19 protein-coding genes are annotated in these 22,800 nt (G+C 63.8%); 16 read left to right on the forward strand and 3 right to left on the reverse strand.

Going from position 1 to position 22,800, the window contains the following annotated elements:
• The first annotated feature begins 196 nt into the window (after window positions 1-196).
• The 7 genes from rpoH (at window position 197) to hutH (ending at window position 8,159) form a co-directional block, all read left to right on the forward strand.
• On the forward strand, window positions 197-1,051 hold the full coding sequence (gene rpoH / locus AB5Y51_RS16850) for an RNA polymerase sigma factor RpoH (RefSeq protein ID WP_029313526.1): 855 nt from the start codon (window positions 197-199) through the stop codon (window positions 1,049-1,051).
• A 127-nt stretch (window positions 1,052-1,178) separates the two neighbouring features.
• Window positions 1,179-1,838 (forward strand): carbonate dehydratase, encoded by a 660-nt coding sequence (gene can / locus AB5Y51_RS16855; protein ID WP_010672606.1) that lies wholly within the window; start codon window positions 1,179-1,181, stop codon window positions 1,836-1,838.
• 10 nt (window positions 1,839-1,848) lie between these two features.
• A complete protein-coding gene (gene hutC / locus AB5Y51_RS16860; protein ID WP_069785480.1) occupies window positions 1,849-2,553 on the forward strand; it encodes a histidine utilization repressor in 705 nt (234 codons plus the stop codon).
• A gap of 156 nt (window positions 2,554-2,709) precedes the next feature.
• Window positions 2,710-3,945: an imidazolonepropionase gene (gene hutI, locus AB5Y51_RS16865; protein WP_368178763.1), complete on the forward strand. Its 1,236-nt coding sequence runs from the start codon at window positions 2,710-2,712 to the stop codon at window positions 3,943-3,945.
• Window positions 3,938-4,876, forward strand: coding sequence for a formimidoylglutamase (gene hutG, locus AB5Y51_RS16870; protein ID WP_103261578.1), 939 nt, complete (start codon window positions 3,938-3,940; stop codon window positions 4,874-4,876). Before hutI ends, hutG begins: the two co-directional genes overlap by 8 nt.
• Window positions 4,877-4,921: 45 nt before the next feature.
• Entirely contained in the window at window positions 4,922-6,625 is a 1,704-nt protein-coding gene (gene hutU / locus AB5Y51_RS16875) for a urocanate hydratase (protein WP_368178764.1), read from the forward strand.
• Window position 6,626: 1 nt separating this feature from the next.
• Window positions 6,627-8,159, forward strand: a complete 1,533-nt coding sequence (gene hutH, locus AB5Y51_RS16880; RefSeq protein ID WP_010672611.1) for a histidine ammonia-lyase — start codon at window positions 6,627-6,629, stop codon at window positions 8,157-8,159.
• 193 nt (window positions 8,160-8,352) lie between these two features.
• On the opposite strand, the gene AB5Y51_RS16885 is transcribed toward hutH, so the two are convergent.
• Window positions 8,353-9,450 (reverse strand): calcium:proton antiporter, encoded by a 1,098-nt coding sequence (locus AB5Y51_RS16885; RefSeq protein ID WP_010672612.1) that lies wholly within the window; start codon window positions 9,448-9,450, stop codon window positions 8,353-8,355.
• Between the two features lie 151 nt (window positions 9,451-9,601).
• Window positions 9,602-11,137 carry an EAL domain-containing protein gene (locus AB5Y51_RS16890; protein ID WP_103858939.1) on the reverse strand — a complete coding sequence of 512 codons (1,536 nt, stop codon included), beginning with the start codon at window positions 11,135-11,137 and terminating at the stop codon, window positions 9,602-9,604.
• Between the two features lie 513 nt (window positions 11,138-11,650).
• On the opposite strand from AB5Y51_RS16890, the gene AB5Y51_RS16895 reads away from it, so the two are divergent.
• Window positions 11,651-13,570, forward strand: a complete 1,920-nt coding sequence (locus tag AB5Y51_RS16895; RefSeq protein ID WP_324018479.1) for an EAL domain-containing protein — start codon at window positions 11,651-11,653, stop codon at window positions 13,568-13,570.
• Here the strand turns inward: AB5Y51_RS16895 and AB5Y51_RS16900 are convergent.
• Entirely contained in the window at window positions 13,567-14,481 is a 915-nt protein-coding gene (locus AB5Y51_RS16900) for a 1-aminocyclopropane-1-carboxylate deaminase/D-cysteine desulfhydrase (protein ID WP_193758469.1), read from the reverse strand. The genes AB5Y51_RS16895 and AB5Y51_RS16900 overlap by 4 nt on opposite strands.
• Window positions 14,482-14,601: 120 nt before the next feature.
• On the opposite strand from AB5Y51_RS16900, the gene AB5Y51_RS16905 reads away from it, so the two are divergent.
• The 8 genes from AB5Y51_RS16905 to mshE all read left to right on the forward strand — a co-directional run bounded on the left by AB5Y51_RS16905 (window position 14,602) and on the right by mshE (window position 22,772).
• Window positions 14,602-15,468: an MSHA biogenesis protein MshI gene (locus tag AB5Y51_RS16905; protein WP_368178765.1), complete on the forward strand. Its 867-nt coding sequence runs from the start codon at window positions 14,602-14,604 to the stop codon at window positions 15,466-15,468.
• A complete protein-coding gene (locus AB5Y51_RS16910) occupies window positions 15,465-16,058 on the forward strand; it encodes a PilN domain-containing protein (protein WP_010672617.1) in 594 nt (197 codons plus the stop codon). The genes AB5Y51_RS16905 and AB5Y51_RS16910 overlap by 4 nt, the downstream gene beginning before the upstream one ends.
• Window positions 16,058-16,705 carry a type II secretion system protein M gene (locus AB5Y51_RS16915; protein ID WP_151027553.1) on the forward strand — a complete coding sequence of 216 codons (648 nt, stop codon included), beginning with the start codon at window positions 16,058-16,060 and terminating at the stop codon, window positions 16,703-16,705. The genes AB5Y51_RS16910 and AB5Y51_RS16915 overlap by 1 nt, the downstream gene beginning before the upstream one ends.
• Window positions 16,706-16,760: 55 nt before the next feature.
• Window positions 16,761-17,063 (forward strand): MSHA biogenesis protein MshK, encoded by a 303-nt coding sequence (locus tag AB5Y51_RS16920; protein ID WP_029313533.1) that lies wholly within the window; start codon window positions 16,761-16,763, stop codon window positions 17,061-17,063.
• Between the two features lie 70 nt (window positions 17,064-17,133).
• Window positions 17,134-18,810 (forward strand): pilus (MSHA type) biogenesis protein MshL, encoded by a 1,677-nt coding sequence (mshL, locus tag AB5Y51_RS16925; protein ID WP_010672620.1) that lies wholly within the window; start codon window positions 17,134-17,136, stop codon window positions 18,808-18,810.
• 151 nt (window positions 18,811-18,961) lie between these two features.
• Window positions 18,962-19,852 (forward strand): ExeA family protein, encoded by an 891-nt coding sequence (locus AB5Y51_RS16930; protein WP_010672622.1) that lies wholly within the window; start codon window positions 18,962-18,964, stop codon window positions 19,850-19,852.
• Window positions 19,849-20,985, forward strand: coding sequence for a tetratricopeptide repeat protein (locus AB5Y51_RS16935; RefSeq protein ID WP_368178766.1), 1,137 nt, complete (start codon window positions 19,849-19,851; stop codon window positions 20,983-20,985). Before AB5Y51_RS16930 ends, AB5Y51_RS16935 begins: the two co-directional genes overlap by 4 nt.
• 74 nt (window positions 20,986-21,059) lie before the next feature.
• Window positions 21,060-22,772, forward strand: coding sequence for an MSHA fimbrial ATPase MshE (gene mshE, locus AB5Y51_RS16940; RefSeq protein ID WP_069652318.1), 1,713 nt, complete (start codon window positions 21,060-21,062; stop codon window positions 22,770-22,772).
• Window positions 22,773-22,800: the final 28 nt, after the last annotated feature.

The following is a 22,800-nucleotide window of genomic DNA, read 5'->3' on the forward strand; positions in this document are numbered from 1 at the left end:
AGCATGCTACTTTTCAGGGGTCCTTTACTGTGACCCCTTTTTTTTGACTGTTCATTTATGATTCATGCCGTCAGCCTAAGATAGGCCGGGTTCATGCTGGGGTGATGTATGATGCAGCACGCAGAATGATACCTGGTCGGTAGACACGTCTTCTCAGGGTGTTAGACTGATTCGATTGAAAAGTAAGAGGTAGAACATGGGAACTTCATTGCAACGCACTATGGCTCTGATTCCGCAAGGTAGTCTGGAAGGCTATATCCAGGCCGTCAACTCGATCCCTGTGCTGAGCGCAGAGGAAGAGCGCGAACTGGCGATGCGTCTGCAGCAGGATGGCGATCTCGAAGCTGCACGCCAGCTCGTTATGTCGCACCTGCGTTTTGTCGTTCACGTGGCCAAGAGCTACTCCGGCTATGGCCTGCCTCAGGCCGATCTGGTGCAGGAAGGCAACATCGGCCTGATGAAAGCCGTCAAACGCTTCGACCCGAGCGTGGGCGTGCGTCTGGTCTCCTTCGCCGTGCACTGGATCAAGGCCGAAATCCACGAATATGTGTTGCGCAACTGGCGCATGGTCAAGGTGGCGACCACCAAGGCCCAGCGCAAGCTGTTCTTCAACCTGCGCAAGTCCAAGAAGCGTCTGGGCTGGCTGAACCACGAAGAGGTGCAGGCCGTGGCTGCCGACCTCGGGGTATCCGCTGCCGACGTCACCGAGATGGAAGCGCGCATGAGCAATTACGATCAGGCTTTCGATCTGGTCGGTGACGATGAAGACGAGGGTGGCTTCGCGCCGGTGCACTATCTGGAAGACAAATCTTCCGATCTCGCCGCGAACATCGAGAACGACAACTGGGACAGCCATGCCACCCGTCGCCTGAGTGCGGCCATGGCGACCCTGGACGAGCGCAGCCAGCACATCATCCGTGCCCGCTGGCTCGATGACGAGAGCAAGACCACCCTGCAGGAGCTGGCCGATACTTACGGCGTCTCCGCCGAGCGGGTGCGCCAGCTTGAGAAAAACGCGCTCAAGAAGCTGAAAGATGCCATGGATGCCTGACGGCCTCCTCCGGTAAGAAGCAGGGCCTGATGGCCCTGTTTTTGTTTTGCGGGGATCTGGTCGGCCTTGCCTTGGTTACCCTTGTGTATGGTATGTTGCCGCCACTGCCACAGTAGGGAGAGCAGAAGTGAAACTGTTGAACGACTTGTTTACCAACAACCGCGAGTGGGCGGAACGGATCAAGGCCGAGGATCCCAATTTCTTCGCTACCCTGTCCGCCCAGCAGGCACCCGAGTACCTCTGGATCGGCTGTTCCGACAGCCGGGTTCCCGCCAACCAGCTGATGGGGCTCTTGCCGGGGGACGTCTTTGTCCACCGCAACGTCGCCAACCTGGTGGTGCACACCGACTTCAACTGCCTCTCGGTGCTGCAATACGCGGTGGAGGTGCTCAAGGTGAAGCACATCATCGTCTGCGGCCACTATGGCTGCGGTGGGGTCAAGGCTGCGATGCAGAACCAGGAGCTGGGTCTCATCGACAACTGGCTGCGCAACATCAAGGACGTCTACTTCAAATACGGCGAACAGCTCGAAGCCATCGAGGATGAGCACGAGCGCTTTGACTACCTGTGCGAGCTGAACGTGGCCGAGCAGGTCGCCAACGTCTGCCACACCACCATCATCCAGAATGCCTGGCGCAAGGGGCAGGAGCTGGCGGTGCACGGCTGGATCTACGGCATCAAGGATGGCCTGCTGCACGATCTCGATCTCTGCATCAGCGGCCCTGACCAGATCCCGGACGTCTATCGCGCCTGGCCGGACATGCGTCCGCCCCATCGTCGCCGCTGAGGACCAGCCGGTGGCTCCTGCGCTCTACCTTCAGATAAAGCAGCACATCCTGGACGGGATCCGCGAACGCCACTATCAGGCGGGCGACCGGATCCCGACCGAGGCCGCCCTGTGCGAGCAGTTTGCCGTGAGCCGCATGACGGTGAACAAGGCGCTGCGTGAACTGGTGGCCGAAGGCTGGCTGGTGCGCACCGCCGGATCCGGCAGTTTCGTGGCCGACAGGCGTACCGAGTCGCCGCTCCTGGCGATTCGCAATATTGCAGACGAGATCGCCGAGCGGGGCTGCGAGTACAGCGCGCGGGTGATCCGGCTGCAACGTCAGGCCGCCGACGAGAAAGTAGCGGTGCGTCTGGGCCTGCGGGTCGGGGCGCCCACCTTTCACAGCCTCATCGTCCATCAGGCCGATGGGGAGCCGCTGCAACTGGAGGAGCGCTTCGTCGATGCCGAGCGACTGCCCGGCTATGGCGAGCAGGATTTCACCCAGCAGACGCCAAACAGCTATCTGATGGAGATCTGCCCCCTCTCCGAGATGGAGCACGTGGTAGAAGCCGTGTTGCCGAGTGCTGGTGAAGCCGGACTGCTACAAGTGAGGGTCGACACCCCCTGCCTGCTGCTGCACCGGCGCACCTGGTCAGACGGCTGTCTGGTCTCCTATGCCAGATTGTTGTCGCCGGGTTCCCGCTACAAGCTGAGCTCCAAGACGCGTCTCGCATAATTGTATATACAAATTAAGCATTTAAAAGCCCACCTCTCGGTGGGCTTTTTTGTGCTTACACTCTAATAAAGCCGCTGTTATCAAGATGTGAACTTGATCCTTCCTTTCTTTTCAGAGATCGGCTATAAATTATTGTATATACATTTAGAGGTCGGTATGAACAAGGAACTGTTGAACTGCGAGCGGGTCTGGCTCAACGTGACACCCGCCACCCTGCGCCCCGATCTGGCGGACTACGGCCTGCTGGAGCTCCATGCCCTTGGCGTGCGGGATGGCAAGATCCACGCTCTGGTCCCCATGCAGGATCTCAAGGGCCCCTATGCCGCCTCCTGGCAGGACATGAAGGGGAAGCTGGTCACCCCCGGTCTCATCGATTGCCACACCCACCTCATCTTCGCTGGCAGCCGCGCCGAAGAGTTCGAGCTGCGCCAGAAGGGGGTCCCCTATGCGGAGATCGCCCGCAAGGGGGGCGGTATCATCAGCACGGTGCGCGCCACCCGGGCAGCCAGCGAGGAGCGGCTCTATGAGCTGGCGTTGCCGCGGATCAAGTCCCTGATCCGGGAAGGGGTCACCACAGTCGAAATCAAGTCCGGCTACGGCCTCACTCTGGAAGACGAGCTCAAGATGTTGCGGGTGGCCCGTCGTCTGGGAGAGGCGCAGCCCATCCGGGTCAAGACCACGCTGCTGGCGGCCCATGCGGTGCCGCCGGAGTATCGCGACGATCCCGACTCCTGGGTCGAGACCATCTGCCAGGAGATCATCCCGGCGGCGGCCGAGGCAGGTCTCGCGGATGCGGTGGATGTCTTCTGCGAGCACATCGGCTTCTCCCTTGCCCAGACCGAGCAGGTCTATCTGGCGGCGGATCAGTACAACCTCGCGGTGAAAGGGCACATGGATCAGCTCTCCAACCTGGGGGGCAGCACGCTCGCCGCCCACTTCGGCGCCCTCTCGGTGGATCATCTGGAATATCTGGATCAGGACGGGATCCAGGCGTTGGCCCACCGTGGCGTGGTCGCCACCCTGCTGCCCACCGCTTTCTATTTCCTCAAGGAGACCAAGCTGCCCCCGATCGCTGCCTTGCGCAAGGCGGGGGTACCCATGGCTGTCTCTTCCGACATCAACCCGGGCACGGCTCCCATCGTCTCCCTGCGCATGGCCATGAACATGGCTTGCACCCTGTTTGGCCTGACCCCGGTGGAGGCCATGGCCGGGGTGACCCGCCACGCCGCCAGGGCGCTTGGCGAGCAGGAACGGCTGGGGCAGCTCAAGGTCGGCATGCTGGCGGATTTCCTTGTCTGGAACTGCGGCCATCCGGCCGAGCTCAGCTACCTCATCGGTGTCGATCAGCTGGTGAGCCGTGTGGTCAACGGGGAGGAAACCCTTCATGGATAAGTTCAACGGGATCGACATGTCGGTCTGGCAGGGGCGTCAGGATCCCGAAGACGGTGAGTTGGCCCTGCGCTGGCACGATAGGGTGCAACCCTGGCAGGGGAGTCGCGAACCCGGCGTGGTGCTGCTCGGCTTTGCCTGTGACGAAGGGGTGCGCCGCAACAAGGGGCGGGTCGGTGCGGCCGGTGCACCGCTGGCGGTGCGCAAGCTGCTGGCCAACACGGCCTGGCATCTGGGCGCCCCCGTCTATGACGGCGGGGATCTGGCCTGTGAGGACGGCGATCTCGATGCCGCTCACGGGCGCTTGGCCGAACGGGTGGCGAGTGCGCTGGATCAGGGACACTTCCCCCTGGTGCTGGGAGGCGGCCACGAGGTGGCGTTTGGCAGCTGGAGCGGCCTGAACCGTCATCTTGGCGGCGAAGGGCGGGTCGGGATCATCAATTTCGACGCCCACTTCGATCTACGCATGAAACAGGAGCAGGCGAGCTCGGGCACCCCCTTCTTCCAGATTGCCGAGCAGTGCGCTGCCCAGGGCACTCCCTTTCACTATGCCTGTCTCGGGGTGGCCGAAACCGCCAATACCGCGGCGCTCTTTGCTCGCGCCGAGGCGCTGGGAGTCTGGCACGTGCTGGACGAAGCGATGACGCCGACCGAGCTGCCAGCCTTGCTAGGCGGGCTGGATGCCTTCATCGCCCGTTGCGACCACCTCTATCTCACCATCGATCTCGACGTGCTGCCGGCGGCGGTGATGCCGGGAGTGAGCGCTCCCGCCGCTCGCGGCGTGGAGCTGGCGGTCATCGAACCGCTCATCGCCCATATCCGGGCCAGCGGCAAGCTCAGGCTCGCCGATCTGGCCGAGTACAACCCGAACCTGGATCAGGACAACCGCAGTGCCCGCGTGGCTGCGCGCCTGGTTCACCAGTTGACCAAGTAGTGGCGCACCGCGCCGCCTGACTGCATCGCTAAACAAGGAGTGTCTATGTCTGTACAACACCAGGATCCCCGCCACGATCCGAGCCGCGTGATCCGTGCTCCCCACGGCACCCAGCTGACCGCCAAGAGCTGGCTCACCGAAGCGCCACTGCGGATGCTGATGAACAATCTGGATCCGGATGTTGCCGAGCATCCCCAGTCCCTGGTGGTGTACGGCGGCATCGGCCGCGCCGCCCGCAACTGGGCCTGCTATGACAAGATCGTCGAGGTACTGACCCGGCTCGAGGACGATCAGACCCTGCTGGTGCAATCCGGCAAGCCGGTCGGGGTGTTCCAGACCCACAAGGATGCGCCGCGGGTGCTCATCGCCAACTCCAACCTGGTGCCCCACTGGGCCAACTGGGAGCACTTCAACGAGCTCGATAAAAAGGGTTTGATGATGTACGGCCAGATGACCGCTGGCTCCTGGATCTACATCGGTACCCAGGGCATCGTGCAGGGCACCTACGAGACCTTCTTCGCGGTGGCGAACCAGCACTTCAACGGCGAGCCCAAAGGCCGCTGGATCCTGACCGGGGGCCTGGGTGGCATGGGCGGTGCCCAGCCCCTGGCCGCCACCATGGCCGGTTTCTCCATGATCGCCGTGGAGTGCGACGAGACCCGTATCGATTTCCGTCTGCGTACCCGCTACGTCGACAAGAAGGCCCACAGCCTGGATGAGGCGCTGGCCATGATCGAGGAGGCCAAACGCAGCGGCACCGCCGTCTCCGTCGGCCTGCTCGGCAACGCCGCCGACGTCTTCGCCGAGCTGGTGGCTCGCGGCATCACGCCGGACGTGGTGACCGACCAGACCTCCGCCCATGACCCGGTACACGGCTACCTGCCCCAGGGCTGGAGCGTGGCCCAATGGCGCAATCTGCAAAAGAGCGCACCGGACGAGGTCAACGTGGCGGCTCGCCGCTCCATGGCCCGTCAGGTCGAAGCCATGCTGACCCTGCAATCCCGCGGCGCCGCCACGCTCGATTACGGCAACAACATCCGCCAGATGGCGCTGGAAGAGGGGGTGAAAAACGCCTTCGACTTCCCGGGCTTCGTGCCGGCCTATATCCGCCCGCTGTTCTGCGAGGGCATTGGCCCCTTCCGCTGGGTGGCCCTGTCCGGCGATCCTGAAGACATCTACAAGACCGACCAGAAGGTAAAAGAGCTGATCCCGGACGATCCCCACCTGCACAACTGGCTCGACATGGCCCGCGAGCGCATCGCCTTCCAGGGCCTGCCGGCGCGGATCTGCTGGGTTGGCGTCAAGGATCGGGTGCGCCTGGGCCTGGCCTTCAACGAGATGGTGAAGAATGGCGAGCTGAAGGCTCCGGTCGTCATCGGCCGTGACCACCTTGACTCCGGCTCGGTGGCGAGCCCGAACCGCGAGACCGAATCCATGATGGATGGTTCCGACGCCGTTTCCGACTGGCCGCTGCTCAACGCCCTGCTCAACACCGCAGGCGGCGCGACCTGGGTTTCCCTGCACCACGGTGGCGGTGTGGGCATGGGCTTCTCCCAGCACTCCGGCGTGGTGATCGTCTGTGACGGCACCGACGATGCCGCCAAGCGGGTCGGCCGCGTGCTGCGCAACGACCCGGCTACCGGGGTGATGCGTCACGCCGACGCCGGCTATGAGATTGCCATCAACTGTGCCCATGAGGCGAAACTGGATCTGCCGATGATCGACGCCACCGGCAAAGGGGTGAAATAAGATGTTCGAACTCAATCTGCAACCGGGCAAACTCTGCCTCGCCACCCTGCGTCGTGTCAGCCGCGAGCCGGTACACGTCAGCCTGGATCCGGCTGCCCTGGCGGGGATCCACGCCTCCGCCGCCGTGGTCACCAAGGTGATCGAGCAAAACCGGGTGGTGTACGGCATCAACACCGGCTTTGGCCTGCTGGCCAACACCCGCATTCCGGTGGAGCAGCTGGACGAGCTGCAACGCTCCATCGTGCTCTCTCATGCGGCAGGGATTGGCGAGTACATGGATGACGCCACCGTGCGGTTGATGATGGTGCTCAAGGTCAACTCGCTCGCCCGTGGCTTCTCCGGCATCCGGCTGACGGTGCTCGAGGCCCTGATGACCCTTATCAACGCCGAGGTCTACCCCGTGGTGCCGAAGAAGGGCTCCGTCGGCGCTTCCGGCGATCTGGCGCCCCTGGCTCATATGAGCTGCCTGCTGATCGGTGAAGGCAAGGCCCGTCACAAGGGCGAGCTGATCGACGCCGCCACTGCCCTGAAGATTGCAGGACTGGAGCCCATCGCCCTGGCGCCGAAAGAGGGGCTGGCCCTGCTCAACGGCACCCAGGCGAGCACCGCCTTCGCGCTGGAAGGGCTGTTCCATGCCGAGGATCTCTACGCCGGTGCCATCACTATTGGTGCCATGAGCGTTGAGGCGGCGCTGGGCAGCCGCCGGCCGTTCGATGCCCGCATTCACGAAGTGCGCGGCCAGCGCGGCCAGATCGATGCGGCCGCCTGCTACCGCCACCTGCTGGTGGACGGCAGCGAGATCGGCATGTCCCACCACAACTGCGAGAAGGTGCAGGATCCTTACTCCCTGCGCTGCCAGCCCCAGGTGATGGGGGCCTGCCTGACCCAGATCCGCCAGGCCGCCGAGGTGCTGGTGTGCGAGGCGAATGCGGTCTCCGACAATCCGCTGGTGTTTGCCGAGGATGAGGAGATCATCTCCGGCGGCAACTTCCACGCAGAACCCGTGGCCTTTGCCGCCGACAACCTGGCCCTGGCCATCGCCGAGATCGGGTCGCTGTCCGAGCGGCGCATGGCGCTGCTCATCGACTCGCGCATGTCTGGCCTGCCGGCCTTCCTGGTGAACAACGGGGGGGTGAACTCCGGTTTCATGATCGCCCAGGTCACCTCGGCGGCCTTGGCCTCCGAGAACAAGACCCTGGCCCACCCGGCCTCGGTGGACAGCCTGCCCACCTCGGCCAACCAGGAGGACCACGTCTCCATGGCCACCTTCGCCGGCCGCCGGCTGGCGGACATGGCCGAGAACACCCGCGGCATCCTGGCGGTGGAACTGCTGGCAGCGGCCCAGGGGCTCGACTTCCGCGCTCCCCTGCGCTCCACCGAGCTCATCGAGCTGGCCAAGGGCCGTCTGCGGGAAGAGGTCAGCTTCTATGACAAGGACAGGTACTTTGCACCGGACATCGAGGCGGCCGCCGCCCTGCTGGGCCGTGCCAGCTACAACGACCTGATCCCGGCCGGGACCCTGCCCAGCCTCTGAATTGGAGCCTGAGCAACCATAAAAAAGACCGCCCATGGGGCGGTCTTTTCATTTCCGTCTCCCGCGCCTCGCGTCGGGGCCATCGGAAGCGCGCTGCGCAGAGTGGCAGCAGGCAGGTGGTGGCGGCCTTATCCGTGTTCAAACATCCGGAACAGACAAACCACGAACAGCACTGGGGTGAGTGCTGGCAGCCTTATCCGTGTTCAAACATCAGGAACAGGTAAACGACAAACAGCACAAGATGGGTGGCGCCGTGCAGGGCGTGGGTGCGGCCGCTGCTGAAGGTCACTTTACAGACCATGAGGGTGGTGATGAGCAGCACCATGTCGGCAGGGGAGAGGCCCAGGCGCACTTCCTGCCCCATCAGGGAGCCGATGAAGAGCACGGAGGGTACCGTGAGGGCGATGGTGGCCAGCACGGAGCCGAAGTAGAGATTCATGGCCCGCTGCAACTGGTTGTTGAAGGCCGCCTTGATGGCGCCGACCGCTTCGGGAGCCAGCACGATACAGGCGACGATGAAACCACCCAGCGCCATCGGGGCTTCCATCACGTGCACCCCGTAGTTGATGGGGATGGCCAGGGTCTTGGCCAGCAGGATCACTACCACCAGGTAGGCGAGCAGCAAGAGGGTGTGATAGACGTTGCTCTGCAGCGGGCCGTGGTGATCCTCGAGATCCTCGTGATCACTGTCGACGAAGAAGTGGCTGTGGCTGCGGGTCTGGATCAGCAGGAAGACACCATAGAGCAGGATGGAGATGATGATCAGCATCCATGACATGGCCTTGGAGAGGCTGCCCAGGGTGCCGCCCTGGGTGAAGTTCGGCAGGACCAGACAGAGCAGTGCCAGGGGAATGATGGCCACCAGATAGGATTTGACCCCGTCCAGATTGAAGTTCTGGGTGTGATAGCGCCAGCCGCCAAACAGCAGGGTGAAGCCCACCAGACCGTTGGTGACCAGCATCACCACCGCGAACATGGTGTCACGGGCCATGGTGGGATTGGGATCGCCGGTCAGCATGACGGAGGAGATCATCACCACTTCCAGGGAGATGACCGAGAGGGTCAGGATCAGGGTACCGAAGGGTTCCCCGAGCTTGATGGCGAGGGCGTCAGAGTGACGCACGACGGAGAAGATGGCCCAGGTCACGATGGCAAGCAGGGCCAGCGACACCGGCAGGTAGACCGCAAGGGGGGTTGTCTCTGCCAGCAGGTCGCTCCCCAGGGTTTTGAAGAAGAGCAGGGTCAGCAGACCGGCAGGCAGAGCAATCTCTTGTCGGATAAAAGACTTCATAGGCAGTGGTTCTCATCTCGGGGCGGCCTCGGCCGACGGGGTATGGAGCGACTTGGTGCACCCAAGGTGCACAGACCCATGATAAGGGGAGATGCTCCTCATGCGGAGCATCATTTTGTTGCAAAGGGTGAGAGACGGGGCAGATACCGCCTCAGTGCGGGTCGGAGGGGTTGGTTGTCTCGCCCTCTTGCCATGCCATCAGCCAGATCTTCAGTTTGCTCAGGGGCATGGGCTTGGCATAGACGTAGCCTTGGATCAGGTGGACTCCGTGGCGATGCAGGTATTCCACCTGCTCCTGGGTTTCGACCCCTTCGGCGATCATCTCCATGCCCGATTTGAGGCCGAAGGCGATGGTGGCATCCAGCACGCTGCGCTTGAGGTCGTCCGTGCCTATGGTATCCACGAACATCTTGTCGATCTTGATCTGGCGAATGCCGAGCCGTTGCAGGTAGGCAAAGCCGCCATAGCCGGTGCCGAAGTCATCCAGCTTGAAGTGATAGCCCCTCTCCTGCAGAGCTGCGATCTCCGCCATGGCCCCCTGGATGTGCTTGATGGGATCCCGCTCGGTGAGTTCGAAGGTGAGGCGGGCCGGCGAGGGCCAGCCATGGCGCTGCAACTGGGTGCGCAGACGAGGTTGCTCGATATGGCCCGCCACCAGATTGACGCTGACCCACTGGTGCGGGGCCAGGACGGGGAGATCCGCCAGGATGCGCTCCAGCAGTTGATCCGTCATCGGCAGGATCAGCCCCTGCTCCTCCGCATAGGCGATGAAGGTGCCTGGCGACACCAGATCCCGTCCTCGCTGCCAGCGCAGCAAGGCCTCGAATCCCACCACCCTTCGGTTTCTGCTGTCTACTATGGGCTGATAGAAGGGGATAAACTCCCGCCGAGCCAGCCCTCTTTGCAGCAATCCTTTGAGGGATCGCCGGTAGTTTCTAAGGCTCCAGTAGAGGGCAGCCAGCAGCGCCCCCAGCGCCCCGGCCGACCAGAGGCCATCGCGGTGTATCTGTGAGCGGGCGTAGCGTTTCAGTGCCTCGCCAGCCCAGAGGGTCTGCTCCACCTGATGCTGGGGGTCGAAACTGAGCAGCCGCATCGGGTTTGCCTCTTCTCGAATGTGCTTGTTGCCACGGGGGAAAAAGAGCCCGGACTGGGTCGGGTGCTTGTGGTTGAACTCCAGATAGAAACAGTCGTTGCAGGGGGTGCGCAGCAGCTCATGGCTCCAGCTGCTGTCGAGCACCCAATAGGCCAGATTGCCGTTGCGTCTCGCATAGACCAGGGTTTCGCGTTCGGTATCGAACATGGGGGCCGTGCTGGATATATGAAAGTCGGGGGAGACCGGTATGCCGGCGTCGGCAAGCTGGGGCAGGGCGGGGCCCAGGGTGGAGCAGCCGCTCCCGTTGGCAAGCTGCAGGCCGGCCAGGCGAATATGGCGGTTGTAATACTGGGGTGAGCGCAGCAGCGCCATGTCTTTGGGGCCGCAATCGAAGGCAAAGTGGGCGAGTTGAGCGGGGACATCGTGATCCAGGAGCTGGTTGCGCTCCTGCTGGTAGTCGAGCAGAGCCCTTTCCTTTGTCTGCAACAGGTGGTGAGCCAGCTTGTCGCTCAACAGGGGGGTGAGCAACAGCATCAGCAGCGGGGGCAAACAGAAGAGGCCCAGAGGAATCCATAACGGAGATCGTGCAGACATGGTGGGCACCCTTCTTCCCTGAAATGAAACAACCCGATTGAGACTCAAGCATCATAGCATTAGCTGCATCGATTTGAGCCAAGTTGGTCACACTTGGAACAAAAACGATAATTAATTGATAAATAAAGGATATGGCTACACACCTGAACAAGATTCAATCGCTGACCTGTCATAAATGACAATTGTCCAGCTTATCTGAAGTGGCTAAAGTAGCGGTGCGGTTTGACTCACCGTGTGTTCAATACTCCTGTATCTATTTTTGTCAGTAGCACAGAGTGTTAGTTTTGATATGAGTGTTTCTTTTGGTCCCCGTTGTGGGACCATTTTTCTGTCCGCTCCTCAGCCTGTGTCCCCTCGTTCTCTCCCTTGATGCCTCTTTTGCGGCCCGCACAACGGCGCCGCATGACGCATCCGCCCGCTTATTTGCAGAAGCGGGATCTTCATCCATAGGCGGCGTTTGGTCTGGGCTGATACCATGATGCCCTATGGATGCTGTCGGCTACGGAAAGGCACATGAAACTGACCACTCAACTCGTCTCTCTTATTACGCTGTGCGTGATCTCGGCCATGGCCATGGTGATGCTCGGCGGGGTCTTCAGTTTTCGCCAGATGGGAATGGAGCTGCAGCAGAACCGGGTCGACTCCCTGGTGGAGATCATCGACAAGCAACTGGGGGTGACCGATGACCAGCAAGCCCTTGCCCGCTGGCTGCCCTCCCTGTTGCGGGCCTCCCATGTGGTGGAGCTGGAGATCCGTCAGGACAAGCAGCGAGTCTACTGGTTTCGCGATGTGCAGCAGCAGACGGACGAGAGCCTGCTGATCGCCTACAGCGAGGCGATCCCCAATCAGGCCGGGATGCGGGCCGACTTCAAGCTGGACAGGCCGTTCAAGGAGTTCGAGTACTCCATGAAGGCGATGTTCGGCATCTCTCTGGGTATCTTCATCGTGGTGTTCGGGCTCTGGTACTCCATCCGCTGGCTCCGTCAGCAGTTGCGCGGTGCCGAGCTGCTGGCGGAGCGTGCCCAGCTGATCCTGGATGGCAAGCTGACCAAGCTGGCCCATGACCCTGCCGAAGAGTGGCCTGTCTCGGCCAGTCAGGCCCTCACCCATCTGCTGACCGAGCTGGCCGACGCCCGCAAGGAGCGTAGCCGCTTCGACAACTTCATCCGCAGCAACGCCTTCGTCGACAAGACGACGGGCATCGGCAACCGCCTCTTCTTCGACAACCGGCTGGAGAGCGCCATCATGGAGGCAAGCGTGATCAGCGGCGGTGTGCTGCTGATCGAGTTGGCCGGTCTGGAGGAGCTGGATCCCGAGCTGAGCGGGCGCCCGAGCCAGGAACTCCTGATGGAGGCGAGCGCCACCATCGCCGCCTTCGTGCGCAAGCACAGCGGAGCCCTGCAGGCGCGCTATGCCGGTCAGGTCTTTGCCGTGCTGCTGCCGAACATGTCAGAGAGCGAGATGGTGGACGGCGCCAGCCAGTTGCTCAAGAGTCTGCAACGACTGCACTGGCCCGAAGCGGTCAATGCCGACACCGCCGTCTATCTCGGTGCGGTCTGCTATCAAGCACAGGATTCCCTGCTCAAGGTGCAGGAAGAGGCGGAGCTGGCGCTCAAGAGCGCGCGCCTGCAAGGACACAGCGGCTGGTTCCTGTTCGAGAAATCCCTCAACGAGGAGGCGAGCAGCAAGGGAACGGTGCGCTGGCGCACCCTGATCAGCCGTCGCATCGAGGAGCAGGGCATCGACTTCTACGTCCAGCCTGTGCAGCAGGAGCGGGATCAGGTGGTGTTGCAGCAGGAGCTGCTCATCCGCCTTCACGACGAGCAGGGCCGGGAGCTGCAGGCGGGGGTCTTCATGCCCATGGCGGAGAAGGCCGGTCTGCTGCTGCCGCTGGACAGGCTGGTGGTGGCCCGAGCCTTGCGACTGCTGCGCCAGCGACCGGCATCGAGCTGCCCCATCAGCCTCTCTCTGTGCGCCCAGAACCTGCTCACCCGCGAGTTCCAGCGCGAGCTCTTCTTCGAGCTGTTCCAGTTGCCGCGCAGTACCAACGAGGGGTTGATCCTGCAGTTGTCGGAGTCTCAGGTGACCCGCCACTACGAAGCCCTCAAGCGGCCGCTTCGGGCGATGCGCATGCTGGGGTGCAGGCTTGCCATCGATCATGCGGGCCAGGACGTGGTGAGCACCCAGTACATCAAGGAGTTCGAGATCCACTTCCTCAAGCTGCACCCCAGCCTGGTGCGGGAGATCCACCTGCGCCAGGTCAACCAGATGGCGGTACGCAGTCTGGTGGGGGGCTGTGCCAATACCCAGGCCCGGGTCATCGCGGTGGGGGTAGAGAGTGGCGACGAGTGGAAGATGCTGCGACACCTGGGCGTGCATGCCGGTCAAGGTCCCTGGTTTGCCGACCCCGAGCCCCTCAACCTGCTTGACTAGCGCCCCGGCCGGGGTGACAGGCGGCCCTGCTCCTCCAGGCCCGCCAGCCCCTGCAAGCCACCGGTGTGGATGAAGATGATCTTGCTGCCGCGCGCAATGCGGCCTGCCGCCAGTTCGCGAAACAGCCCCCACATCGCCTTGCCACTGTAGATGGGTTCCAGCGGCAAGCCGGTTTCGGCACTGAATGCCTGCACCCATTGCCAGAGTGCCGGACTGAACCTGGCATAGCCGCCGTCGTGGTGATCCAGCGCAATGCGCCAGCCCGGAGTAGTGGCCGCTGCCGGATGCAACCGGCATACCTCGCCGGTGATGAAGTCGGCCCCCTTGAGCACCGCGATGGCCAGGATCTGCTCCTGCGCCCGCTTGCCCGCGATGAGCCCCGCCAGGGTGCCGCCGCTGGCGCAGGGCAGCACCCAGAGATCCGGCGAGAAGGGCACCTCGTCGACAAGCTCGGCCACTCCGGGGATGGCCAGCGGGCTGCTGCCTCCTTCCGGTACCAGCAGGGTGTCGTCATCCTCGAACCTGGCAAGCCATTCGGGATCCTGGCGCCGGCGATAGTCCTGCCGGTCGACAAAAACGAGATCCATGCCCCAGCCTTTCGCCGCTTTCAGGGTGGGATTGCTGACGGTATCCCCTTCACCGCGTATGATGCCCGTGGTGCGCAGTCCCAGTCTGAGTCCTGCTGCGGCCAGGGCGTGAATGTGATTGGAGTAGGCGCCGCCAAAGGAGAGGATGTGGCCCTTGCCCAGCATCTGTGCCTGTTGCAGATGGTATTTGAGCTTTCGCCACTTGTTGCCGGAGAGGGTCGGGTGGATCAGATCGTCCCGCTTGCACCAGAGCGTGACGTCATGGGCTGCCAGCAGAGGATGCCGGATCCGGTGCAGGGGGGAGGGGAGCTGAAGGGGGGCCATGGGATCGTCTCCCGTGGGTGCCAGCGTGGTCGTCGATGCGTCGTTTGTCATAAAGTTGGAGGCTAATAGCCTGTTTATGTTAAGGTTTAGTCCGTTTTACGCGGCCAGGTGAAGATCCAGATGAAGTCACTGTTCAGACGTTCTCCCTCCAGCCATCAGGTCGGGATCCTGCTGGCCAGCGATCGCATTCTGCTGGCCTGCGTGGACCCCGTTCCCGTGTTTGCCAGCCAGCCTGTCAACGGCCCCCACGACTGGTCCAAGGCCCTGGCCGAGCTGTTTTCCCGGCACGGTCTGGCCAAGTCTAAGGTGCGGGTGGCCCTCGCGGCCAGCCTTTATCAGCAGATCCAGATCGACAAGCCCGCCGTCCCCGATGCCGAGATGGCGGGGGCCCTGCCCTGGGCCATCAAGGATTTCGTCAACGAGCCGGTGTTGCAGCTCGCCATGGATTATGTGGACCTGCCGACGCCCCCTGCCGGGCGTCCGCGCATCAACGTTGTCTGCATGCCCAAGAGCCGGGTGCAGCAGGTGGCGGATGCGGTCAACGGCGCGGCGACCCTGGAGGCCATCGTCAGTGACGAACTGGCCATGACGGCCCTCTACGAGGCGGACCAGATGGTGCGCATGCTGCTCTGGCAACCGCGGGGTCAGGAGCTGCAACTGCTGGTCTTCCATCGGGGCGGACTCTGTTTCTCCCGCCAGTTGCGCGGATTTGCGAGCCTCACCGGCAGCCATGAGCCAGATGCCGACCAGCTCGACGCGCTGGCGCTGGAGATCCAGCGATCCATCGATTATCTGGCCGGCCATCTCAAGCTGCCCGAGCCCGGCCAGTTGCAACTGGCCATCGCCTCCTCCGCCATGGGGGTACTGGTGCGTCACCTGGAACAGACATTCGGTTTCCCGGTGTCGGCCATGGCAAACAAGGCGGTACTGGCAGGAGTCGAATACCTCAGTGCCTATGGCGCGGCCCTGGGCAGGAGCGACAGATGAAACACCATATCAACCTCTATGGCGCCGAATTCCGGCCAAGACGCCTGTGGGCCAGCCTGCCCCAGATGGCGTTGGTCTGGGGCGGCGTCCTGGTGCTGCTGCTGGGGGCCACCCTCTTCTATGGCTGGCAACAGCAGGGCCTCGATCGTGAATTGGCTGGCGTGCGGGCACAGCTCGACGTGCAGCGCGGCGAGGCCAGGCGTCTCGATGCGGAGCTGGCGCGCCATCTGGCGAATGCAGACTTGCAGCGGCAACTGGCCGACAAGCGGGAAGAGCTGGGGGCCAAACAGGCGCTGATGCAGCAGCTTGGCCACCTCTCCCTGCAAAAATCCCAGGGCTATGCGGGGGTGATGGCGGACCTTGCCCGCCTGCGGGATCCCCGCCTCTCCCTGCAACGGATCGAGATAAGCGACGGGCGCATCAACCTCGCGGGTGTGGCCGAACGCAGTCAGGACGTGCCCGCCTGGGTGAACCGCTTCAAGCAGACCCCCTCCCTGGCGGGCAAGCAGTTTGGCGAGCTCACCCTGAGTCGGGACAAGGAGGGCCAGCTTGCCTTCCAGCTCAGTGGCATAGCGCGGGAGACTCCTTGATGGACATGAAGGCACAATGGCAGGGATGGGCGCAGCAGATCGCAGCCCTCAGCCTGCGCGAGCGGATCCTCATTCTGTTGACCGGGGTCGTGCTGCTCGGGGCCATGGGCATCTATGGCTGGCTGGATGACGCCGACACCCGGCTGGGCCAGGATCGGCAGGCCCTGGCTGCGGCGCAGCGGGATCTGGAGATCCTGACCCTGGAAAACCAGGGCAAGCAGGCCAGGCTGGGGCGGGATCCCGATGCCCAGGTACGCGATCAGCTCGCCGGTGTCGAGACCACTCTGCGCCAGATGGATGCCGAGCTGCTGGCTCAGACGGTGGATCTGATCCCCGCCCACGAAATGCCCGCGGTGCTGGAAGCCCTGTTGTCCCGCTCCGCCAACCTGCATATGCTGGCGCTCACCTCCCTCAAGCCCGAACCGCTGATGGCCGGGGAGCAGAAGGTGAACCTGTTCAGGCACGGCATCCGGCTTCAGCTGGAGGGCGGCTATTTCGATGTCTACCAGTACCTGAAAGCGCTCGAAGCCCTGCCTCGCCACTTCTACTGGAAGGGCTTTGACTACCGGGTGGTCGAGCATCCCAAGGCGGCGGTAGCGATGGAGATCTACACCCTCAGCACCAGCAAGGAGTTCATCCGTGGTTAAGCGGCATGTCGGCGGGACGGGATCCCGCATTTTTGCCTTCCCATCCTGGCGCTGGCTGGCCCTGTGGGGGAGCCTGCTCGCGCTGCAGGCCCAGGCCGAGGTGCTGCAGGATCCCACCATGCCCCTGGCGGGATCCGGCTCGGCGGCGAGTGTCGCCAAGGAGGCCGGTCTGCCCAGGTTGCAGAGCGTCATCCTGGGGAGCGGGCCCGCCCTGGCGGTGCTCGACGGTCAAAGCTACCGGGTCGGCCAGCAGGTCAACGGATTCCGGCTGGTGGGGATCAGCGCCGACAGCGTGGTGCTGGAAAAAGCGGGCAAACGCCAGACACTGACCCTGTTTGGCAGCAAGATCCGGATGTGAAGTGGGTGTCGCACGGGATGGTGCGGGCCAGGTTTGTCGAGTTTCATAGCGAGTCAGGTGCACGAATAACATGAAAAAACACCCTTTTTGTCTGCTTCCCCTCGCGCTGGCGGTGGCGGGTTGCACTACCTATCGTCACCCCGAGCCGGTACAGGCCAAAGATGCACTCAAGCAGGCGATGAGCGAGCAGAGCCCGACCGCCCCCCTGACTTCCCTGCCGCCCTCGGTGCAGAGCGAGCTGTTGCAGCTCAATCGTCCTCAGCAGCCGATGACCATTCCCGAGAAGCGGATGCGCATCGCGGCCCATGACGTGGACGCGGTGGAGTTCTTCGGCTCCCTGTTCAAGGGCTCCCGCTACAGCGTGGCGGTCCATCCCGGTGTGGCGGGCGTCATTTCGGTAGAGCTCAAGGATGTGACCCTGCAGGAGGCGCTGGCGACCGTCGGCGACATGTACGGCTTCGACGTACAGCGCAAGGGCAACGTGTTCCACGTCTATCCCGCCGGTCTGCGCACCGAGACCATTCCGGTCAACTACCTGATGATGGCCCGGCGCGGTCTCTCCCGTACCTCGGTGAGCACAGGCGGGGTGACGGCCAACGACAACAACAATGGCAATAACAACAACTTCGACAACGGCCTGAACAACAGCGGCAACAACAACAGCCAGGGCAACACCGCCAGCGGTGACAACAACACCAACAGCAACGGCACCCGCATCGAGACGGACAGCAACAACGACTACTGGACCGATCTGCGGGATGCCCTGCAGACCCTGATCGGCACAGGGGAAGGGCGGGCCGTCATCACCAGTCCCCAGGCGGGCCTGGTCACGGTGCGTGCCTATCCCAAGGAGCTCAAGGCGGTGCGCGAGTTCCTGGACCAGTCCGGCGAACACCTCAAGCGCCAGGTGGTGCTGGAGGCGCGGATCCTGGAAGTGTCCCTCAACGAGGGTTACGAGCAGGGGGTGGACTGGAGCGGCCTCTCCGCAAGCTGGGACGGCGGCAAGGGCATCACGGGGGGCGGCTCCCTCATGGACAGCCCCATCGCTTCGACCCCCAACCAGATCTTCCGGGCTCTGGGGGGCGGCGCCGGCTTCACCATCTCTGATGGCAACTTCAACGTCGCGGTCAGCCTGCTCAAGACCCAGGGGGATGTGAACACCCTCTCCAGCCCGCGTGTGACGGCCACCAACAACCAGAAAGCGGTGATCAAGGTGGGGACGGACGAATACTTCGTCACCAACGCCTCGACCACCACCACCACCTCGGGGACTTCGGCCCCCATCGTCACCCCGAACGTGGAGCTGACCCCCTTCTTCTCGGGGATAGCCCTGGACGTGACGCCCCAGATCGACGAGCAGGGCAAGGTATTGCTGCATATCCACCCCTCCGTCATCGACACCGAGGAGCAGAGCAAGACCATCAACGTCGGCACCGCCGATCCCCTGGTGTTGCCGCTGGCCAAGAGCTCCATCCGCGAGTCCGATACCGTGGTGCAGGCCAACAATGGGGACATCATCGTCATCGGTGGTCTGATGAAGACCGACAGGCAGGAGATTGTCAGCAAGGTGCCCCTGCTGGGTGACATCCCCTGGGTCGGCGAGGCCTTCACCAACCGCCGGGAGAGCAACCGCAAGGTGGAGCTGGTGATCCTGCTCAAGCCCACCGTGGTGGAAAAGGACACCTGGCAGAAAGAGCTGCAACGCTCCTCCGAGCTGCTCGACAAATGGTATCCCCCTAAGGGCTGATCCGGGATGACGCGCCTGTGGAGCACTCCTTCTCCCATGTGGCGGCGCCTCCCGGCTGCCGCCACTCTGCCCTGCCCGACGGCGGTGGCACCATGTCGCTGATCCGGGGCTGTCTGCGGCTGCGCGCCCTGGGCTCTGGCCGGGAGGGTGCATGTATCTGAGTCACTTCGGACTGCGGGAGGCCCCCTTCGGCCTGACCCCGAACACCGGTTTCTATTACGGCCTGCCCCCCCACGAGGAGGCCATGCAGGTGCTCAACTGGGCGCTCTCCCAGGGGGAGGGGTTCATCAAGGTGACCGGCGAGGTCGGCACCGGCAAGACCCTGCTCTGTCGCAAACTGCTGAGCGAGCTCGGCTCCGAGGCCTGCCCGGTGCGCCTGGCCTGGCTGCCCAACCCCCATCTCACTCCGGGGGAGCTGCGCACGGCCCTGGCCCTGGAGCTGGGGTTGACGCTGGCGGGGGAGAGCGAGCTGGATCTCACGGATCGTATTCACCGCCATCTGATCTCCCTGCATCGGCAGGGGAGCCGGGTGGTGGTGCTGATCGACGAGGCGCAAGCCCTGCCGGACGAAACCCTGGAGGCGATCCGGCTGTTTGGCAACCTGGAAACCGAATCCAGCAAGCTGCTGCAAATCGTGTTGTTCGGCCAGCCCGAGCTGGATGCCAGGCTCGGGCAGCCCCGTCTTCGCCAGTTGCGCCAGCGCATCGGTTTTTCCTACCGCCTGCGGCCGCTGCGGCTCGACGAGACCCGGGCCTATCTGGAGTACCGGCTGCAGGTGTCCGGTTATCGCGGAGCCGCCCTGTTCGATGGCCGCGCCCTGCGCAGGCTGTGGCGCGCATCCCGCGGCATTCCCCGCCTCATCAACATACTGGCGCAGAAGTGCCTGATGCTGGCCTATGGCCGCGGTGTGCGGCGGATCGACAGCGCCCTGGTCCGGCTCGCCATCCGGGATACCGATGATGCCCGCCGTGGCCGTCTCACCCTCTGGTGGCCCCTGTTGTTGTTGCTGGGCACTGCCCTGGCGTATGGAGTCTGGTCATGAGCGTGATCAATCAGATGCTGAAAGATCTGGATAGGCGTCAGCAAGAGGCCGAGGGCGCCGCCGTCTATGTGGCGCCGGTGCGCCAGCAAGGCTGGTGGATGCTGGTGCTGACCCTGCTGTGTACCCTGGCCCTGGGGATCCTCGGCTGGCGCACCTGGATCTTCTGGCAGCAGAGCCAGCGAGCCTCCCTGCCAGCGGCGCAGGTCGAGGCCCCCCGCACCGCCCCTGCGGTGGCGCCATCTGCGCCCCTGGCGGTGGTGGCCACCACACAGGCGGTCTCCTCTGCCGCGCCAGTGGCAAAGATGCCCGCCGCCAGTGCCGAGTCGACCGCCGCCAGAGTGGCCCCCTCCGCAGCCGAGCAGGCTCCGGCCGATGAGGCCGTGCTCGCCGATGAGGGCAATCCGGAGGAAGCGCTGGGGGACGAGACGATCCCGAGCGACGAGGAGCTGCAACCGGACCTCTATGCCGAGCTGGCTGCTGAGCAGGGCGCCGAAGAGGCGCCTGCACCCGCCGCGCCGCGTAAACCCGGGATCCTGAAGATCGAGACGGTGGAACTCTCCGACGCCGAGCTGGCCACCCTGGCCGAGCGCAAGGCGACCACGGCCATGGCCAAGGGACGGATGGAGGAGGCGCAGGATGGCTACTACGAGGTGCTGGCCCACGATCCCCACAACCAGGGGGCGCGGGAACAGCTGGCGGGCCTGCTCTATGGCGCCGGACGGCTGACCGAGGCCGCCCAGGTGCTGGAAGAGGGGCTGAGGCTGGATCCCGCGCAGGCGGACCTGCGTCTGCTGCTGGCCCGTGTGGCCATCAGCGGCGGGGATCGGCAGAAGGCGCTGGATTGGCTCACCGGCTATCAGCCCGATATCGCCAGCAATCTGGATTATTACGCCACCTGGGCCGGTCTTGCCCAGGAGCTGGGGCAGCCTGTCCAGGCGTCCGAGATGTACGTCAGGCTGTTGCGCCAGCAGCCGGATCAGGGGCGCTGGTGGCTAGGACTGGGGGTGGCGGAGGATGGTCAGGGACACCGTCAGCGGGCACTGGATGCCTATCGCAATGCCCAGTTGCACGGCAATCTGGGGGAGGCCTCCACCCAATGGCTTGAACAACGAATTGGCCAGCTGACCCATTGATTAAAGCGGCAGTTCGATGAGCCCATGCCATCGGACCAGGCAGCGGGCGTGAAGCAACAGAGATCGGAGCAACAATGGCACAACCCAGACTGAAAATGCGCCTAGGCGACTTGCTGGTACAGGAACAGATCATCTCGGATGATCAGCTGCAGCTCGCCCTGCAGCAGCAGCGCCAGACCGGCCGCAAGCTGGGGACCACCCTCATCGATCTCGGCTTCATCAGCGAGGTGCAACTGCTGACCTTCCTCGCCCGTCAGCTGGATGTGCCCTTCTTCGATCTCAACAACCTCACCATCGACGTCTCGGCCGTGGCGCTGTTGCCCGAGGTGCAGGCACGCCGCTACCGGGCGCTGGCCGTCAACCTGAGCGACGACAAGGTCACCGTGGTGATGTCGGATCCGGCGGACCTGAGCGCCCTCGACGCCATCGCTGCCCTGCTCAGCCCGCGGGAGCTGGTGCTGGCCGTGGCCCGGGAAGGCCAGCTGCTGGAGTATTTCGACCGCCTCTATCGCCGCACCCGGGAGATAGAGAACTTCGCGGTGCAACTGCACGAAGAGCACCAGGAGACCGGCTTCGAGCTGGGGGCCGGCAGCCTCAATGCCGCAACCGACGAGGGGGAGGCGACGGTGGCCAAGCTGCTGCGCTCCCTGTTCGAGGACGCGGTACAGGTGGGTGCCTCCGACATCCATATCGAACCGGACGAGAAGGTGCTGCGTATTCGCCAGCGTATCGACGGCGTGCTGCACGAGAACATCCTCAACGAGGTGCGCATTGCCCAGGCGCTGGTGCTGCGCCTCAAGCTGGTGGCCGGGCTCGACATCTCGGAGAAGCGTCTGCCCCAGGATGGCCGCTTCAATATGAAGGTGCGCGGCCGCGATGTGGATGTGCGGATGTCCACCATGCCGGTGCAGTATGGCGAGTCCGTGGTGATGCGGCTGCTGGATCAATCCTCCGGCATCTTGTCGCTCGCCGAGACCGGGATGCCCCCCGCCATCCTGACCCGCTTCCGTCGTCAGCTCAAACGCCCTCACGGCATGATCCTGGTGACGGGGCCGACCGGTAGCGGCAAGACCACGACGCTCTACGGCGCCCTCTCCGAGCTCAACCAGGCCAGCCACAAGATCATCACGGTGGAAGACCCGGTGGAGTACCGTCTGCCCCGCATCAGCCAGGTGCAGGTCAATCCCAAGATAGGGCTCACCTTCTCCCAGGTGCTGCGCTCCACCCTGCGCCAGGATCCGGACATCCTGCTGGTGGGGGAGATGCGGGACAACGAGACGGTGGAGATCGGCCTGCGCGGCGCCATCACGGGCCACCTGGTGCTGACCACCTTGCACACCAACGACGCCGTGACTAGCGCCCTGCGTCTCATCGACATGGGGGCGCCCGGCTATCTGGTGGCGAGCGCCCTGCGGGCCGTGGTGGCCCAGCGCCTGGTGCGGCGGGTGTGTGAACACTGCGCCTGCGAGACGGCGCCGGACGAGGGGCAGGCCACCTGGCTCTCGGTGCTCTCCGGTGAAGCGCCGGGGCAGCATCGCTATCGCAAGGGACGAGGCTGCCAGAGCTGCAACTTCACCGGCTATGCGGGCCGGATCGGGGTGTACGAGCTGCTGGAGCTGGATCAACCCATGATGGATGCCCTGCGCCGCAACGATGCCGAGGGGTTTGCCCGGGCGGCACGGGCGCACGAGCACTACCGTCCCCTGGCCCTGACGGCGCTCGACTATGCCCGCGAGGGGATCACCTCGGTGGACGAGGTGCTTCGGCTGGCCGAGGACCTGGGGTAACGCATGAGGCATCTGGATCGTACTGAAT

The sequence above is a fragment of the Aeromonas sp. R7-1 genome (assembly GCF_040908115.1).
Lineage (GTDB): Bacteria > Pseudomonadota > Gammaproteobacteria > Enterobacterales > Aeromonadaceae > Aeromonas > Aeromonas caviae.